Source organism: Pseudarthrobacter sp. fls2-241-R2A-127 (assembly GCF_030209355.1).
In the GTDB taxonomy this organism is placed as follows: domain Bacteria; phylum Actinomycetota; class Actinomycetes; order Actinomycetales; family Micrococcaceae; genus Arthrobacter.
In genome coordinates, this window is sequence record NZ_JARVSF010000013.1 from 285176 (window position 1) to 302384 (window position 17209).

The following is a 17209-nucleotide window of genomic DNA, read 5'->3' on the forward strand; positions in this document are numbered from 1 at the left end:
CTCCGAGTCGGATCAGCCGCCCATGGCCGCCCCGCCGATGAAGCCGGCGAGGCCGCCGAGCACGGGCAGCGCGACGATCAGGGCGATGAGCATCTTGTTGTAGCGGCTCTGGATCTCCGAAGCCCTTGCCAGCTCGCTGGCGTAGGACTCCTTGTCCGCAGCCATTTCCTCCAGCCGCGCCTCGTAACGGCGCTTGACCGAGTCCTCGACAACCTCCATCTGCTGCAGCAGGTCCGTGTTGCGCTGCGTGGCCGAGTCGGTCTTCTCCTTCTCGAGGGACAGGCTGTGCTGCCATTCCGTCTCGCGGGCCTGCATCTGCGTGATCGCGTCCTTGCGGTTGCGGTCGAGCTCGTCCTCCATCCGGCGGATGCGGTCGGCGTGCTCGTTGCGGATCGACTCCAGCAGCGCCTCCTGCTCGCGGCGCAGGACGCCGATCTCGTCGGTGGTGCGCTGGTGCTCTGCCAGAGCCTCGGCCTGGGCGATGTCCGCCTTGCGGTTGTCGTCGACGATCCGCTGGATCTCGGCCTTCCACTGCCCCAGACGCTGCTCCTCGGCCTCGAGGTAGGCCTTCTGCTTCTCGGCCAGGACCTCGAAGATCCGCGTAGTGCCGACCTGCATCTTCAGGGCGGCGTCGGAGCGGCGCACGCGCAGGATCTCCTGGCGGTCGTGCGAGTAGGAGTTCTCGAGCACCCGCTCGATCTCGGCGACGGCGTCGGCCTGCTCGCGCTCCATGCGGGAGCGGTTGCGCTCCTTGTACTGGATCTCCGCCTGGAGGGCGGCCTGCTCGGCGAGCTTCTTCGCCTGGGCCTCGTAGTCCTGGACGATCTCGGCCTTGCGGGTGCGGATCCGCTGTTCCTTCTCGGACTCCCGCTCGCGGTGCGCCGCCTCGGTGCCGTCCTTGAGTGCCTTGTAGCGCGAGCCCTCGCGGTCGGTGGCCACGTCACGGATGACCTGCTCGACGTGGGCCGACATGAGGTTCACGTACAGCGTGCGCAGTTCGTCCTCGTGCGCCCACCGCAGCTGGGCAAGGTCGGCGTTGGCCTGCCGGTTGAGCTGGGCGACCTGGTCGCCGAGCCATTCGGTCGCACCCTGCGGCACCTCGATCTGCACGACCGGCGCGCCGATGGCGAAGGTCGCATTGAACTCGTCCAGGCGCACGTCGAGGTCCAGGTCCTCGGAGAGGAAGCGGCGTGCAATGACCTCACGCACCTGCTCCTGGTTCTCCAGCAGGACGGCTTCCTCCTCGGCCGGGGCGTACGCCGTATCGTCGGCGGTCACGGGACCGGACTCCTCGTCGAACTCCTCGAAGCCGGCCGTGCCGTCGAAGCCGGGCTCCGGCTCCACCGCAACCGGGGCCGCGTCCTCGTCTCCGAAGTCGACGGCTTCGTCGTCGAACACGGGCTCATCGCCCGCAGCGTCGAAGACCGGCTCGTCACCGGCACCCTCGTCCCCGCCGGAGATCGAGTCGAAGATCGGGTCACCCTCGTCGGCGGTATCCACGGCAGCAACAGCGTCCGCGTCCGCCGCGGGACGGGTCCCGGGCTCGTCGGTGGTGACGCCGCTGTGCTCGCGCCAGGCCTGCGCTCCGACAGCCTCCTCGAGGCTCAGCGTGCCGGAAGCGACCTCCTGGGCCTGCTTGAACGTGGCCTCGGCGACCAGGTCCACCAGCAGCTCGCCGCTGGGCTTCTGCCAGACGACGGCCCAGGAGTACTCCGCGCCAGCCAGGAGCGAGTACTCCTCCATGCGCGCAAGCGTCTCCGTGTTGGGGATGATGCCGAAGACCTCTTCGCCCAACATCTCTGCCGTGGCGACGGTCTTGATCTGGTCGGAGTCAATGAGCTCGATGAGCGAGCCCTTCGCCTCGTCGCGGCCGTGCCGCTTGCTCAGCCCGCCGATGGACTCGGCGGCCAGCACGAGCATGACCCACGCCGTGCCGCTGGGGAAGACGAACTTCGCGTTCGACCGCAGCAGTTCGACTGCTGCGGGGATCGCCGTCTCCCTGACCACGGACGACAGCAGCTCGTCAGGCTTCTTCTTCCGATCCTTGTTCCGGCTTCCCGCAGCCGTGCCCAGAATGCCCATTGGTGTCGATCCCTTCGATGATGAAACGCAGTTCGCCTGGTTTATGAGTATCCTATCGCTTATGAGTCGATAGGTGCAATGATAGACAATTCGACACGACGCCGAATGACCCACAATGGCCGCTGGCGCAGATCAGCGCACGGCGCTCACCTCGATGCACGCATCGGAGGTGAGCATGTCCTTGTGGTCGCTCGCCAGCTCGCCGACGACGTCGATCCGGATCCGCCGCTCAGAGGGATGCTCGTTGATGAACGTCGCCACTCCGGTGGTGACCTCGTCGGTCATCTTCGCCACCGCGCCACGGGCACCGCCGGCATTGGAGTCGGTGTCGCCCTTGTCGTCGATGAGGTACTGCAGGACCCTCTGGTCGATGTCTACCCGCACGTTGTGCTTGATGAGGACCTCCTGCACCATGTGGCGCAGCTTGTTGCGCACGATCTTGCGCTGCGTGTCCTCAGAGAGCGGCTGGAACGGGACGATGGCGTCGATACGGCCCAGCAGCTCGGGCGGGAAGCGGTTATCCGCCGAGGTCTCGGTGATCGAGCGGCGGATGAGCTTGTCGTACTTCAGCAGCTGCTCGCCCGAGCCCGTGTCGTCGGCCGCGTACTGCGCGATGGTCTTGTAAATCTCCGAGCCTGCGTTCGTCGTCATGACGATGTAGGTGTTCAGGAAGCTGACCTCGCGATTGTTGTCGTCGGAGAGCCGGCCGTCGTCGAGCACCTGCAGCAGCAGGCGGGTGACCATCGCCGAGGCCTTCTCGACCTCGTCGAACAGCAGTACGGCGTGCGAGAGGTCCCAGACCCGCTTCGTCAGCTCGGAGCGGAACAGGTCCATCGAGGAGTCCTGGGCGTACTCGGACATGTCGAATCGGATCAGGTGGCGCTGGTCGTCACCGAAGAGCAGCCGTGCCAGCTGCTTGGCAAGCTCGGTCTTACCCACACCGGTCGACCCCGTGAACAGCAGCGAGGCCTCCGGCCGGCCCTTGTCGTTCAGGTCCGCGACCGACAGCTGCAGCCGCCGCGCGACCGCACGCGTGGCCAGGTCCTGGCTGAACACCTTCGAGTCCAGCTGCTCCTTGATCTTCGCGCCGTCGACCTTGAAGGCAACGTTGACGCCCAGAGACTCCTGGAGCACGTCCGAGAGCAGATCGCGGTCCAGCGCCCGCTTGGTGAGGCGGTGCCAGCCAACCATGCTGTCCAGCACCAGGATCGACTTGCGCGGCTGCGAGCTCGCCGGCATGTAGCGCGTGGTGTACTCATAGATCTGCCGGTAGATGTGGTCGTCGTAGAACTGGTCGGCGACGTCGTAGTGCTCGGCCATGCCCTGCAGAATCCGGATCGTCGTCTCCTGGTCCGGCGGCGTCAGGTTGATGCGCTGCAGCCGTTCAACCAGCGGCTGATTCGGCGCAATGTGCCTGTGGAACTCGTCATAGGTCGTCGCGGCGATGATTCGGATGCCGCGTGCCCCGGAAGCCGCCAGCACCGGCTTGATCGCCTCAACCGCAGCATCGGAAAGCTGGATGATCTGGTGGAACTCGTCGATGAACAGGACCAGCTCCTGCTTCTCGTCCGCCACGAAGTGCTCGGCCTCGTCGAAGAAGCCCTTGAGCATGGCGGCCATGCGGTCCGAGTCGCCGGCCTCGGAGATCATCCGGGACGGATCGACCTCGAGATAGAGCCGCTCGGCGTCAGCGGCCATCGTGGCCTGGACGAGAGCGGTCTTACCCGTACCTGCCTCGGCCAGGAGCAGGGCGTTGCAGAGCTCCGGCCTGCTCATCGAGGCCAGCAGCTGGAGCTTCTCGTGCTCGCGGCCGACGATCTCGCGCTCGGCCCTCTTGAGCGGGTCCGACAGCTTCGACAGGAGCGGATAGCCCTCATTCAGGTGCACTTCATGGAACATGCCGTGGAAGACCTCTCGCCAAGACTTGAATTCATCTGATAGATCAGTCAAAAGTCTATCATGGCACCATTCGGCTCGACTGTGATAGGACAGCGAAAGGCCCCCGGACTCATATCCGGGGGCCTCCTGGCCATTCACTCCGTAGGGGTGCTGTCACAGCCCCGGCTGGCGGTCCTCCTGGGACGAAGCCCCATCCTGCTCGAACTGGTAGTCGTACCGCTCGCTCAGCGGCCTGCTGGACTCCCGGTCGCGCCGTGCCCGCTCGTTCGCCTCCCGCTGCTGACGCATCGAGGCACCCACGCGGTCGACCAGTGCGCGCCCGGCCTCCGCCCACATGTCCTTGCCCTCGTCCGGGGCCGTGATCTCGTCCAGGCCCAGCTCCAGCAGGCTCGTGCCGCTCAGTGGGCTGGGATCGTTCGTCGCCATAGCCTTCTCCTCCTCCGTGCCTGTCTCAGGCCCCGCGCTGCTGCTCGGTGCCCTCGGGCCCGCCCTGGCCCTCGAACTGATAGTCGTACCTCTCGCTGACCGGCTTCCGTCCCTGCGGCGAGGTGCCCGGCAGCTGCTCCTGAGCACCACGGCCGACAACCGAGCCCATCCGCCCGACCAGGTCCGCCCCGGCAGCGGAGCCCTGGGGGGCCTTCTGTCCGCCATGTCCGGCCAGCTCCGTGTGCAGCCCGCGGGCTGCACCCACGGCAGCTCCCCTGGCGGCGCTGGCGGCGACGCCCCTGGTCGATGCACCAGACTGCTGGGCACGTTGGGCGTGGGCCGCGGCATCCTGCATGGCCTCGGTGCCGAGCCGCCTGGCTCCCTCGCGGAGGCCCGCGGACTGCACGGCCTGTCCGACCTTCGACCCGGCGGCCCGCTGGGTGAGCGGGACCTTCACCGGACCCTGAACCGTGCCGCCGGCATGGGCCTGCTTCGCCTGGGGCTGCTCCTGCCGGGACGATTCCGGCTTCGGCACATCCGCTGAAGTGATCATCCCCGGTGCCGGCTCAGCCTGCGGGCGCGGCCGCCGCTCGACCACGTTGGGGTTGAACCTCGAGCCCGGCTGGCCGGGAGCGGGGGAGGAGGGCAAGCTGTATCGGGGACCCCGCACCGCGCCGAGGCCCGCCTGCGAGCTCGGGCCCCGCTGCTCTCCGGTATCGGGGGTGGCCCCGCGGATCGCCGCCAGCTGCTCGGGCGTGTACGACGTCGGGCGCTGGCCGTGCTCCGGTCGGCCCTGGGAACCTTTACTGAGATCTGCCATGATGATTCGTTCCTCTCTATGCGAAAGGCCCCCGGAGAGGTTTCTCCGGGGGCCTTTCAATGAGTTCTGCTGAGCCGTGGATCGGTGTCAGCCGACCGCGGGGGCCTCGGCCTCGACGACCTGCTCGGCCTGGGCGGTCTGCTCCGGACCGGCCTGGCTCTGCTTGGCAGCCGCCTGGGTCTCCTTGGCCGCCTTCATGGAGGCGAACTGGTTGTCCAGGGTCTTGGCGTCGACCTTGAAGTCGCTGGCCTCCACGGACTTGGTGTTGACCACCAGACCGGTGCCGCGCGAGGCCGGCATCACGTTGCCCTTGAAGCCGTAGACGGTGCCGACCTTCTCGCCGTCCTTGTTGAGCAGCGGCTCCGTATTCGGGCCCGCGGCCTTGACGATCTCCTCCAGCTGGCCCACCGAGTAGGGGGCGGTGTTGGCGAAGCGCTCCTTGCCGTCCGGGCCCTTCACGCGCTCGGACTTCAGGTGCAGGTTGCTCTGCTCCGGTCCGCGCGAGTCGCGGGCGTCGACCTGGATGTCGGCGTAGTGCGACTTGCCGTCCTTGGTCGCGCCGTTGTCATAGACCTTGGCGATGAGGTTGACCCCGGTCATTGCGCCCTTGCCCTTGAGAAGTGCCATGATCTCGTCCTTTCGTCGTTCCGTCCGCCACTCGGCAGAACGGCCTTGATCATTCACGTCGTCCGAGCAAAGCCCCGAAGTGCAGTGCCGAACTGCTCTATACACTAATACTCCTATAGAGCATTCCGCAACCATTCGAATGATCTTTCGACTCGTGTCCCTACTCGTGCTGGATACCGTCGGACCGGCCTGCCGGCTCCTGCTCGGGGCCGGGGAGGACCCCGGCACCAGCCACCGCGGCGTCGACCCGCTGCTGGACACGCACCACCAGGCCGGCGTCGAGCGAGGAGGCCTTCGAACGGCGCATCCGGGCCGCCTGTTCCTGCTCTTCGCGCAGCGCCGCGATCCTCGAACGCAGAAGCGGCCGCATGGAGCCGTCCTCCACCGGAACCAGTTCCCGCGAGACCCGGGTCATCGCGGCGATGTCGTCGACAGGGAGGTCGGCGATCGCCTCAGACTGGCCTGACTGGTCGAGGTACTCCATGGCCGCCAGCAGCAGCCGGCGGCGTTCGGCCGCGGCTGCGGTGAACTCCCGCCGGGCCCGCTCGCCGATCTCGACATCGGCCACGAAGTCGTAGCCCAGGTGATGCAGGTCCAGTGCCTTGACGTCGTCGAAGGGGTGCGCCGTCCCGGTCTCGATCGACAGCTGGGTGGAGACCTCCGGATCCCCGCCGGCGACGGCGCTGCGCTGGTCAGCAGGACCGGCGACGAGCACCAGCCCCGAGTCGGCCAGGTCGGTGCGCAGCTCCTGGAGCCGTTCGTCGTAGACCTGCTTCATCGTCTCGATGCGCGCGTCCAGCACCGCCCGTCCGGCCTTGCCCGCGGTCAGGTGCCGTCCGCCGGGCTGGCCGTAGATCTCGCGGCCCATCTCCTCGGCCTGGTCGGCGTCCTTCATCCGCTGCAGCGAGGCGTCCTGGCGCAGCGCCATCAGCGAGAGCAGGCGCTGGCCGTACGCGGCGACCTCCTGCTGCTGGGCGTACCACTGGCTGGCGTCGCCGACAAACGGCAGGAAGTGCTGGTACTTGCTCATCACCCGCCGGTGCCAGTCCTCTTCGTAGCGGTAGAAGTCGTAGAGCGGCCGGGAGTCCTCTACGGCCACTTCGGCCTTCTCGGCACGCTCCCATTGCCGGGCCAGGTCGCGGTAGGCGCTGGCCTTGGACTTGTGATGCTGCAGGCGGGAGGCATAGCTGCGCAGCCGGAAGCCGAAGGAGACGACGTCGTCCTCCGAGCTGCCGTGCTGCTGCTGGCGCTCTGCGGCCAGGGCGGCCATCTCGGCGTAGTCCATACCCATCACCTCAAGCATCGGCGTACGCACCCGCAGCTCCTCCTCGGGCAGGGCGCGCAGCATCTGGTAGACCCCGTTGACCGCCCGCTCGGTGATCTGGTTGCGGCCCGCGTCGACCAGGCGCTGCCACGCGTCGGTGGGCAGGCCCTCGGCCTCCCGGCGCTGATTGGCGTACTCCACGACCCTCTCCATTGCCGCCGGCAGCGGAGAGCCCGGCCGCTCCAGCTGCTCGGCCACCAGCTCGGAGACCAGACGGTTGGCTTTGCGCATCCGCAGATCGTTGGTTCCGGCGCGCCACAGCGAGCGGTCGGCGGGCAGGCAGGCCAACAGGAACTGGGGGAGGGCCTCTGAGCGCATGCGCTCGTGTGCCCAGCGCTTGATGAAGGTCGTCACGTTCCTGCGCTCGTAACCGACGGCGCTGGACAGGTGCGCGACGGCCTGCTTCTCGTCCAGCCAGGCGTCCACGCCGCGCCGCAACCGGGACTTGTGCCGGTCCAGAAGCTTGCCCCGCTGGGTGCCGTCCTTGGCCAGGTGGCCGTGTCCGGCGTCGACCATCGCCAGGTGGCAGTGGACGTGCTCGGTGTCGACCTGGATCACGCCGACGTAGCGCAGGTCGTCGAAACCGCTCGTGCCCGAGCTCATCCGCTCCAGCCCGTGCATGATCGCCATCCGCAGCTTCATCTGGTCGATGTGGCCGCGGTAGTCCCCGCGGCCTTCGCAGTGAAAGTCCTCGCCGACGATGCGGTGCCGTTTCAGGTATTCCTCATCGAAGGAGAGCACGGTCTTCAGCACCGTCTTGCCGCTCTCGAAGTGTTTCTGGATGTCCCGGGATGCAGCCCGCAGCTGCTCGTCGGAGAGCGACACTGAGCCGTAGCCGAAGGCCACGCCGCCATCGCCCTGGGCCTGGCGCATTATCGTCTTGGCCTCGACCCTGCTCGTCCCGGCGCGCTCGACCGCGCTCTCGCGGGCCATGTAGCGCAGGATGAAGTCGTCCGTGCGCAGCCGCTGGATCGGCGCGAGCGACTCAGTCGCCTGCTCGCGCGCCATGTACCGGGTGACGTAGTCGCCGGGGGTGCCGCCCCGGGACCCCTTGCCGCCGGGCAGCGGCACACTGAACTCGTTGACGATGACCACTGACTGCTTCAGGCCCATCCCGCCTCATCCCTCCGTCGTGTGAATGCACAGAACCCCGGCCGCTGTCCTCCAGCGACCGGGGCCCGTCCTGACTGCTCTGCCCGCCTCGGCCTCAGTGGCCCAGGCCGTGCCCGTCTTCCTCGCCGAAGTCGAGGTCGGCGGCGCGGCGGGAGGCCTCGCGCTTGCGCTCCTCGAGCGTCGGCGCGGGCACCTCCTGCCCGGTGGCCTCCTCATCCAGACCAAAGTCCAGATCGTGGGTCGCGCTGGCATCCGGCTCCGCGTCCGCAGGGACGGCAGCATCCTCCGGTCCGTCCAGGTGCAGGGCCGGGGCCACACGCTGGTGGTACAGGTGCTCGGGCGTGCCCTCAGTGCGCTCCAGCTCAGCCTGATACCGCTCGCGCTCCGCGGTGATCTCAGCCTCGACCGCCAGCAACTGCGCGGTGACGCCCTCGGCAGCCGGCTGCTGCTCCTCGGGCCGCTGGAGGTTCTCCGCCTGCGCGACCAAGTCGAGTTCGTCCTCGCTGAACAGCGAGTTGATCGCGTCGGAGCGGGCCCGCAGGCCCCGCTGGTCGACGACGGACTCGACCGGACCATGACCATCCTTGGAGCGGTCAGCGAAGTAGGCCGCCAGGTCGTACTCGGTGGAGGCCAGGTCGATCTCGAGATCGGCGATGCGGTGCACGTTCATGAAGACCACGGGGGCATCGGCCTGGTCCCCGGACGGGGTGAGCACGAGGGCATCCGCCCTGGCGGGCAGCTCCCACTCGATCCCCGTGAGCTGGTCGGGCACAGTGAACGAAGGGCTGAAGTAGCCCTTGGCCGCCAGTGCGACCAGCTGCTCGTCGTCGAACTCGTAGAAGGCGTCGACCTTCTCGCCCTGGCCGTGCGAGTAGGTCACCTGGGTGATCCCGTACGGAAGCGGCTCGGCGGGAGTGATCGAGCGCAGCTCGCCCACGACGTGCAGGTAGGGCCGGTAGTTCTCCTCCTTGCCGCGGTGCTTGAGCTCGACAGAGTCGACCAGCACCCCGATCTGGGCATCGAGGCCGTCGTAGCGGTGCGCCTGCACGCCACGCTCCCGCAGGGCCCGGTCGGCCCACACGTCATTCATCATCAGTCCAGCAGTGCGCATCAGTTGCTCCTCTTCCGGTTGGTCTTCTTGCTCGGGCGGGTGGTCCTGGGGGCGGAGGTGGCCGGGGCCAGCGCCGGGGTGCGGGCGTCGCGTACAGCCCGGATCCGGCGGGTGGACCAGCGCCACATCCCGCGCATCGCGGCGATCTCCGCGGCGGCCAGCAACAGGACCACAAACAGCAGCGGGGCGATCCACATCGCGACGGTCCCGGCCATGGTCAGGTCGCCGCTTGCTGCGCCCGACTGCCGGTGCAGCCACGCGCCGAGCATCGGGATCACGACCATCGCAGTCATCGAGGCCAGCACGTAGTCGGCGATGAGCACGACCGAGCGGAAGAACACCGCCCAGATCAGCACCGGCGATCCGCCGAAGCCCTTCCCGGGGGCCAGGCGGCGCAGCGCGCCGGCCAGCTTCGAAGGGCCACGCCCGGCCTTCGGCTTGACCGGGGCCTTCTCGACGGGGACTGCAGTGGCAGCCTCCACCCGGGCTTCGTGCTCGGTCGCGCTGCCGGTCTTGTCCAGAGTCTGGATCGTCATTCGTCTCGTCCTTCGTGGTTGTCGTGTCGTGTCGTGTCTGTGCGGGTGTCCCGCCGGTCAGCCGCTGTGGCTGGGTCCGGGGCTGGCGGTATCGACCGGTGAAGCAGAGGCAGGTGGCCTCTGCGCGGCAAGCTGGTCCCGCGTCCGGCCCGAGGCCCGGTACGCTTCGAACGAGGCGACCGTGCCGTCCTGTCCGGTGGCGAAGGTGAAGACCACGTACTCACTTTTGGCCGTGGACTTGCCGTCGGCGGACACCGGGTCCAGGCGCGCCACTCCGATGACGGAGTAGTCCAGGCCCTTCACCGCGGCAACGTCGACGTCGAAGTCGGCCAGCTGGTACGCCGTCCCCGCGCCCTTTCCGGCACCGGTCGCTGCCATCCACTCCGGGATGAACTCGGTGAGGGCCCGGGACGAGGTCCCGAGAAACCCGTACCGGGCGTCGAGGGCGGCCTGCGTCTCCTTGACGGTCCGCGAGGCGGCCGAAGAATCCGTCAGGCTCAGCAGCACCGAGCGCGCTGCGGCCCGGTCCCGGTCGGCCCGCTCGGCATCCATCCCCGGCAGGGCAGCCAGCAACCGGGCATGCTTGGTCTCAAGTGCCGCCTGCGCGTCCTCCTGCTTGCCCTGGAGCTGGACGATGAGCTGGTCGGCCTTGGCGTCGGCGTCCGCCGAACCGTCGGCCAGCAGCGCCGGGGCCAGAGAGAGCAGCGACAGCGCCAGCAGCGTTCCGGTGCTGCAGACCAGGACCTTCCCGGCCCTCGCGCGCACCCAGTCCTTCACGTCCTCGATCACGGTGCCTTCACCTCCTGCCGCAGGGCCTCGCCCGTGGTCGTCGTTCCGGTCTGGACCCCGGAGAAGCTCTTGCGGGTCATGTCGTAGTCAGCCCGGGCCCAGGCCAGTACCGCCGGGGCCTGCCCGGCCGCCGGGCGGGTCTGCACCGCCAACCAGGTGACCCGGATCGTGCCGTCCACCTCGACCGAGTAAGGGCGCTGGGCGACCCACTTGAAGCCGGAGTCGAAGCTCATCGGAATCTCGTTGCCCGCGGCGACGTCCTTGTCGGCGGCCAGCAGGTACCAGGGTTGGAGAGTGGTCCCGACGTCGGGGGCGAAGTACGGGGTGAGGTTCCGGCGCGTCGGCTCGGCGGCAGCCTGGTCCAGCGTCCCGCCCGAGTCCGCCACCGAGGGTGTCAGGTAGCGGTACTCGTTCTGCAACCGGGCGATCTGTTCCGCAGCTCCCTGTGCCGTGACCAGGGCGCGGTCAGCGTCCTTGGCCTCCGGGAGGGCGTCGGTGCGCACCTCGGCGGTGCGGATCTGCTCGCGCAGGGAGACGATCTGCTGAGCCTTGTCTTGGCTGACGGTGGCCTCGCCACCAGAGAGACCTGCGCCGACCAGGAAGCAGAGCAGCGCAGCTGCCCCCGTGCACACCCCGCCGATGGCCGCCCGGCGGCTCATCAGCGCACCCGGGACATTTCCGTCCCCAGTGGGGTCGGCGTCGCCCGGTGCCGCACCGGCGTCCGGCGCGGCCACGAAGCGGGTCTTGCGGACAGGCTTGTCAGCCTGCACACCCGACTGGCCGATCTTTGTCGATGCCATTGCCCCTCAACTCGCTCTTCGTCTCGAATACCAGTACAACTCTATCAAGAAGATGAGTCGAAAGGGAGTCGGATCATCTAGAATGACGAGTCGAACCGCCAGCGGGAATGGCGGACAGGCCAGAGACCTTCCCTTGCGCGTCGACGGTGAGGTACACCAGCACGGTCCGGTACGACTTGACCCGGTCCGGTGCCACCTTGTTCTGGGACACCGCATCGGAGGTAGCCGCCACCTCGATCTGCACGGCATACGTGTACTCGTCCGCGGTGACCTTCACGACCTCGAGGTCCGCGTCGGCATTGACCGCCGAGTTCAGCCCTTGGGTGTCGATGTAGTAGTAGCGCTTGCCCGCGGCGTCTTCGTTGAAGCGCGCCGGCGGCATGAACTGCTTCAGGAACTGCTCGTCCTCGGACAGGTGGTAGCGCTCTTTCAGGTCCCGGCGAGCGGCCTCGTAGGCCTGGCCGGAGTCCCAGGTGAATGCCGTCTTCACCAGGCGGTCCACGATCTGCGTGTCGTCGTGGATCCGGCTCTGGCTCACGCCGAGCGACTGCATGACATCCTGCTCGACCTGCTCGGACTTCGCGGTCCCGACCGAGGCAAGCTGGCCCTGAAGGCCCGTGATCGTCTGCTGCTGCTGATCCAGTGCACTGCGCTGGGACCCCCATGTCAGGCCGGTCACCGTCACGGCGGTAACCAGCAGTACCGTGACCCCGACCACCAGGGCGTTGCGCCGCATGAAGCCCGGTTCCGGCGCTGCCGTTTCGTCCGTGCCGTCAATCTGCTGCTCCTGCATCATCAGCCCTCTCCGCTTCCGTTACCCGTCGTCGATGCGCCCTGCTGGTGCTCCGCGCCGGCGGCGGTCACCACGACCTTGAGATCCGCGAAAGTCCCGGCCTTCCCGTCGTAGGAGTAGGCCGCGTTCGCCCACGCCAGCACCTGTCCACCCGCGGTGTCCCGGCACAGCCAGATCACCCGCGCCGTGCGCGTGGTGCCCGTGGCGTCCTGGGTGGCGAGGTCCGGCATTACCGACTCGACCGACCAGGCGTACGCTCCGGGCGAGGAAGCCTTCAAACCCTCGTAGCGCACGTACCAGGGGAACCGCGGGTCGATCTGCGTGCTCGGGTCGAACGGCGTCACAGAGGTCCAGGAGTAGGCCCCCTTCTCGTCGGCCAGGAACGAGCGCGGGCTGAACAGGGGTGCCAGCGTCCGGCGGTGCTCGGCGATCTGCAGTGTCGCCGCGTTCGGCGTACCGTTGCCCGCATTGGGCTGTGTCGCCGCCTCGTGGTGCAGCTGCGCGAAGCGCTGCTGGGCCTCCGCGACCTTCTGGGCGTCCTTTGCGGCTGCCTCCATCAGCCGCGTCATCTTTCCGGGCAGATCCGGGGCGACCGGAGTGCTCCTGGCATCCTCGATCTGGACCTGGAGCGCGGAGATCCGGTCGGCGTTGGCCGCGTGCTCCACCTCGAATCCCTTGCCGCTCACTCCCGCGGCCGCCGCGAGCCCGAGGATCGCCACGCCCATTGCGGCGCTCAAAACCAGGCGCGTCCGCCGCGCCGACTCCTCCGGAGTGCGTGCCTGCCGCTCTCCGCGCCGCTCGGAGCGCCAGCCCTCGAAGCGGGCCTCGAGTTCGACCCCGCTGACCCGCCTGCGGGTGGCGGGGGCCTTCAGCTTCTTCGGCGCGCCGTCCTCGTCCTTGACCGTGTCCCCGGCCCTGCCATGCGCATCATCGTCCGCACTCGTCACGATGCCCGCCCTTTCTCGTGTTGTCCTCATATATGACTCCAAGTCTATCTGTAATGGTCATTCAATAACGAGTCTGCCCCATTCGACAGGTCACTGCGCACGGATCGGGACGCAGAAAGGGCCGGTGCCCGGATCGTCCGGACACCGGCCCTGCTTCCGCCGGCTACGCCGGCAGGTTGCCGCCCGTGGTGATGAGGTCCGTGACGTCGACGAACACCCACCCCTCGGACTTCATCCGCTCCGCACTGTCAACGCGAACGCGGCCCATGAACGCGCAGTAGCCGGCCTCACCGAGGATGACCTTGTCGCCCTGCACGCCCAGCACCACGAGGGTGTGGCCCTCGGACCCCGTACCCGGCCCGGAACCGACCGAGTACGCCGTCGGCGTACTCGAGACCTGCTTGCCCGTCATGGACGCGATCGCGTGGGCTGTCTGGATGCCGTCGCCCGGCGGGTACTGCTGGAACGAGGTGTACTTGTTCATGAAGTAGACCGAGAACGACACGCAGTTCATGGCGTGGTTGTCGCCGCAGGAGCCCGGTCCGCCAGCGCCGTACTTGTCGTCCAGGAACTTGTCGCCCTCCTGGTTGTACAGGTCGATCAGCTGCCGGGCCTGCTCCTCGTTCATGCCGCCGTCGACGAGGCTGCCCGGGCGCACCTTGGTGTCGCTGTCGCAGTTGCCGAAGATGGAGCGGATCCCGCTGCCGACCGTGTCGACAATGCCGCCCACGATGTCCTGGACCCCGCCCACGACCGAGGTGTCGACGGTCCAGCCGCTCATCTTGCCGAACCACATCTCGGCGTCGGCCTTACGCTCCTGCAGCTGTGAAGCGTTGTCGGCCGAGCGCTCCCACTTGTCGTGGAAGTGCAGTGCAGCAGCAGAGGGAGAGCCCTGCGAGGTCTTGATCATGTCCTTGAACACGGCCACGTCCCCCGGGCTGTCGCCCTCCGCCATGAATGCCAGCTGGGCCTTGATGGTGTACCAGTCCAGGTTCTTGGACTTGGCATAATCCAGGAGCATCGTGGTGCGCCCGTTCGACCACTGGCCCAGACCGATGCCGCCGTGCGACTGGCCGGGGATGTGGGTGAAGTTCCCGTCCCAGGCGGTCTGCTTGCGCGGGCCGATCTGGTAGGGCTCGTTGTAGATGCCCTCCACGCTGGTGGGGTCCACGCCCGACTCCTGCGACCAGTTGCCCAGGATGCCCGCGATGTTCTCCTCGGGCATACCCCAGGTCTTCAGCACGGAGTAGACCGCCCGGGCGTTCGCCTCGGTATTCGCCGGGACGTCAGCGCCGGGGCCGTTGCGGCTGACATTGACGATGCAGTTGGTCATGGTCGAGCCGCGGCCGCCATCGAGGCCGGCCTGGTCGAGCACACCCGTGAGGACCGTGCTGAGCACAGCCACCGCGGCAACGGTCGCAGCCACCCCGGATGCGGCCGTGGCCACCGGGGCGACGGTGGCCGTCACGGTGACCCCGAACACGGCTCCTGCCGCCTTGCCGACCAGCCCGCCCAGTGCGATGAACGGTGCGGCGATCGTGTGCCCGACCGCCTTGGCGATCCCAAGGATGAAACCCCAGATCATGCTGGCCGCGTTGGCGGCCATCGCGAGCATCGCGAAGAACATGGTCTTGAGCCACTTCAGGAAGGCCATGACCATGAGAAGCCCCGCAGCCGGGGGAGCGGCCGCCGCGGTGCCGCCGACGGCGACACCCCTGGCGGTCTTGGACAGCAGCTGGCCGTCCTTCTCCTTCTGCGAGGTCCGCTCGTAGCCGGTGCCCCCGGCACCGAGCCGCTTGTCGGCAGGCTCGGCGTCCGGACCTCCGCCGGTGACCTTGGACGCACCGTCGACAACATCCTTGCCGGTCTCCAGGCCCACATTCTTGGCAGCGCCGACCGCTGCCCCGGGCAGCGCGCCGACACCACCGGCGGCGGCTCCGGCCTGCGCCCCGGCGACAGCTCCCGAGGCAGCCGCTCCCGCGTACCGGCCGGCACCGCGGCGGACCGCGCTGCTGCCGTCACCCTCGACCGCCTTGCGGGCAGCTCCCCCGGCCGCCCCGGCGGCGACACCGTCGAGGCTCTTGGCAGCCTTGGCGGCCTTGCTGGTCTTGCTGGCTGTGTCGGCCGCACCTGTGGCCTTGCCAGCGGCAGCCGCTGCGTCCGGGGCCGGTGCGGCTCCCAGGTGCTTCGACCCGCGGCCCGCAGGCGTCGGGTCCACGGGCTGCGGCGCGGGGGCGGCCCCCGGGGTTTTCGGCAGACCCTTGGCTGCATCCCCGGACGGGGAAGGAGCGGAGGCCGCTCCGGTACGGGGCCCGGCGCGGCGTACGCCGGACCCCTCACGACGAGGGGGCTGCGACTCCTCCTTCGCACCCCCGTCGGCGGACCTGCGGTCCCCGCGGGGCGATGCAGCGCGCCGGGCCGGGTCATCCCGCCGCGTCGGCTGGTCGATGGCCATAAGCTTGTCCTTTCCGGCTCGATGCCTGGGTGGTGACTGCCCGCTCCGTGGAGCGCGCTCAGTGATAGACGGTCAGGAAGTCCCCGGCCGAGTTCGCAGTGCTGTTGGACTGCACATCGCGCAGCTTCACGTCCAGGCCGAGCAGCTCGAGCAGAAGCCCGGACTGGTACTCCGACTTGGCCTTGCCGTAGTCCTGGTAGGCCTGAGAGAGGTTGTTCATCACGTTCGTGAGCGGGCGCATCGTCACCTCGGAGGACCGGTAGTCCTTCTTCAGGTCGGTGCCGTCGGAGAGGACCCACTTCATGTCCGAGACCTGCTGGCTCGTGCTGTCGCTGCCCTCGGCGCGCTTGTCGGCGAGGAACTGCACATAGCCCTTACCGGCGGGCACGAGCGTGTCGAGGTAGCCGGCATAGACGTTGCCCGCGCGCCAGTTGAAGTCGAATCCGCCGGGCACGACATGGCCCGTCTTCAGCTCCAGCGTCGCCTTCCCGTCCTTGGCCTCGGCCGCCGAGACACCAGCCACCTGATCACCTGCGATGGAGGTCGGAACGGCCGGCGGACGGAGGAAGAGCCCATCGACCTTGGTGGTCGCCAGGTCGGAGGTGTACGACTCGACCTGCTTCAGGCTCGTGCGCATCGCGAGCAGCTTCTGGTCGAGCTTGTCCCGCGTCTGCTGCTCCTGGGTCTTCAGCACGACGTCGTAATAGGCCCGGGCCGGGTCGAAGCTGGCCGCGTCCAGGGCCGGGATGTCGGTGGTGCCCGACGCACCCGGGTTGATGATCACGCGCCACTGGTCGTACTTCTTGAAGCTCGAGTCGCCCACGACCTGGTCATCCCTGCTCTGCTGCCGCTCGTCGTAGGTCAGCTCGGCGTTCGCGCGGACGGTCAGGTTGAGCACCTGCCGGTCGAAGGGCCGGTCCGCGTCCAGGAGGACCCCGACGTAACCGGTCGAGCCGAAAACGTGGAAGGTGCCCCTGATTCCGCTGGTACTGACCTTCTCGGTCTGCAGCTTGTCGTTGGTGCCCAGCAGGAAGGCCTGGTAGTCCGCCGCGTTGTACGAGATCGCCGCGCTGGCGGGGAAGTGCATCATGACCAGTGCCCTGTTGCCGGTGTGATTGGTGTAGACCCCGTCGACCGTGCCCTTGAGCTGGGTCTTCGAGGAGGTGAACTCGGTGTTGTAGAGCGCGGTGTGCGACACCGCGTCGCTGCCCGCCTTGAAGGCGGCGGCACCCGAGCCGGCCACCACGACCAGCCCCATCACAGCGAAGATGCCGAAGAACACCCCGAAGCGCTCGATTGCGTGGTGCGAGTCGAGCTTGAACCGCTTGCCGAAGGCCAGCGCCTTGTCCTTGATCCCCATGTCCGTTCCCGTTCGTCCTGTTCCTTGCTCTGCCTGTCCTGCTCGTCGTCAGCGCCGTCGTCCGACCCCGGAAACGACGCACCGGGCCGGTTGAGGCCTGGTGACCTCAACCGACCCGGTGCGGTCC

Annotated in this window: 14 protein-coding genes; all 14 read right to left on the bottom strand. The window is 68.2% G+C overall.

The genetic code is table 11. From position 1 onward, the window contains the following. Positions 1-12 precede the first annotated feature (12 nt). On the bottom strand, positions 13-2082 hold the full coding sequence (locus tag QRN53_RS11680; RefSeq protein ID WP_142133567.1) for a coiled-coil domain-containing protein: 2070 nt from the start codon (positions 2080-2082) through the stop codon (positions 13-15). A gap of 132 nt (positions 2083-2214) precedes the next feature. Continuing rightward, positions 2215-3981 carry an AAA family ATPase gene (locus QRN53_RS11685; protein ID WP_056387398.1) on the bottom strand — a complete coding sequence of 589 codons (1767 nt, stop codon included), beginning with the start codon at positions 3979-3981 and terminating at the stop codon, positions 2215-2217. Positions 3982-4134: 153 nt separating this feature from the next. Continuing rightward, entirely contained in the window at positions 4135-4407 is a 273-nt protein-coding gene (locus QRN53_RS11690) for a hypothetical protein (RefSeq protein WP_056387396.1), read from the bottom strand. Positions 4408-4432: 25 nt separating this feature from the next. Then, positions 4433-5227, bottom strand: coding sequence for a hypothetical protein (locus QRN53_RS11695; protein ID WP_142133568.1), 795 nt, complete (start codon positions 5225-5227; stop codon positions 4433-4435). Between the two features lie 87 nt (positions 5228-5314). Next, complete coding sequence (locus QRN53_RS11700) at positions 5315-5854, bottom strand: hypothetical protein (protein ID WP_056387390.1); 540 nt, start codon at positions 5852-5854, stop codon at positions 5315-5317. A gap of 160 nt (positions 5855-6014) precedes the next feature. Next, complete coding sequence (gene mobL / locus QRN53_RS11705; RefSeq protein WP_160141486.1) at positions 6015-8291, bottom strand: relaxase MobL; 2277 nt, start codon at positions 8289-8291, stop codon at positions 6015-6017. Positions 8292-8385: 94 nt separating this feature from the next. Next, entirely contained in the window at positions 8386-9402 is a 1017-nt protein-coding gene (locus QRN53_RS11710) for a hypothetical protein (protein ID WP_056387386.1), read from the bottom strand. Then, positions 9402-9938, bottom strand: coding sequence for a hypothetical protein (locus QRN53_RS11715; protein WP_056387384.1), 537 nt, complete (start codon positions 9936-9938; stop codon positions 9402-9404). Before QRN53_RS11715 ends, QRN53_RS11710 begins: the two co-directional genes overlap by 1 nt. A 57-nt stretch (positions 9939-9995) precedes the next feature. After that, on the bottom strand, positions 9996-10727 hold the full coding sequence (locus QRN53_RS11720) for a hypothetical protein (protein WP_056387381.1): 732 nt from the start codon (positions 10725-10727) through the stop codon (positions 9996-9998). Further along, complete coding sequence (locus QRN53_RS11725; RefSeq protein ID WP_056387380.1) at positions 10724-11527, bottom strand: hypothetical protein; 804 nt, start codon at positions 11525-11527, stop codon at positions 10724-10726. The genes QRN53_RS11720 and QRN53_RS11725 overlap by 4 nt, the downstream gene beginning before the upstream one ends. Positions 11528-11600: 73 nt before the next feature. Continuing rightward, positions 11601-12323, bottom strand: coding sequence for a hypothetical protein (locus QRN53_RS11730; RefSeq protein WP_056387377.1), 723 nt, complete (start codon positions 12321-12323; stop codon positions 11601-11603). After that, a complete protein-coding gene (locus QRN53_RS11735) occupies positions 12323-13297 on the bottom strand; it encodes a hypothetical protein (protein ID WP_056387374.1) in 975 nt (324 codons plus the stop codon). The genes QRN53_RS11730 and QRN53_RS11735 overlap by 1 nt, the downstream gene beginning before the upstream one ends. Positions 13298-13430: 133 nt before the next feature. Beyond that, a complete protein-coding gene (locus tag QRN53_RS11740; RefSeq protein ID WP_285244025.1) occupies positions 13431-15722 on the bottom strand; it encodes a phage tail tip lysozyme in 2292 nt (763 codons plus the stop codon). A gap of 58 nt (positions 15723-15780) precedes the next feature. Continuing rightward, positions 15781-17082, bottom strand: coding sequence for a hypothetical protein (locus QRN53_RS11745; RefSeq protein ID WP_056387367.1), 1302 nt, complete (start codon positions 17080-17082; stop codon positions 15781-15783). Positions 17083-17209: the final 127 nt, after the last annotated feature.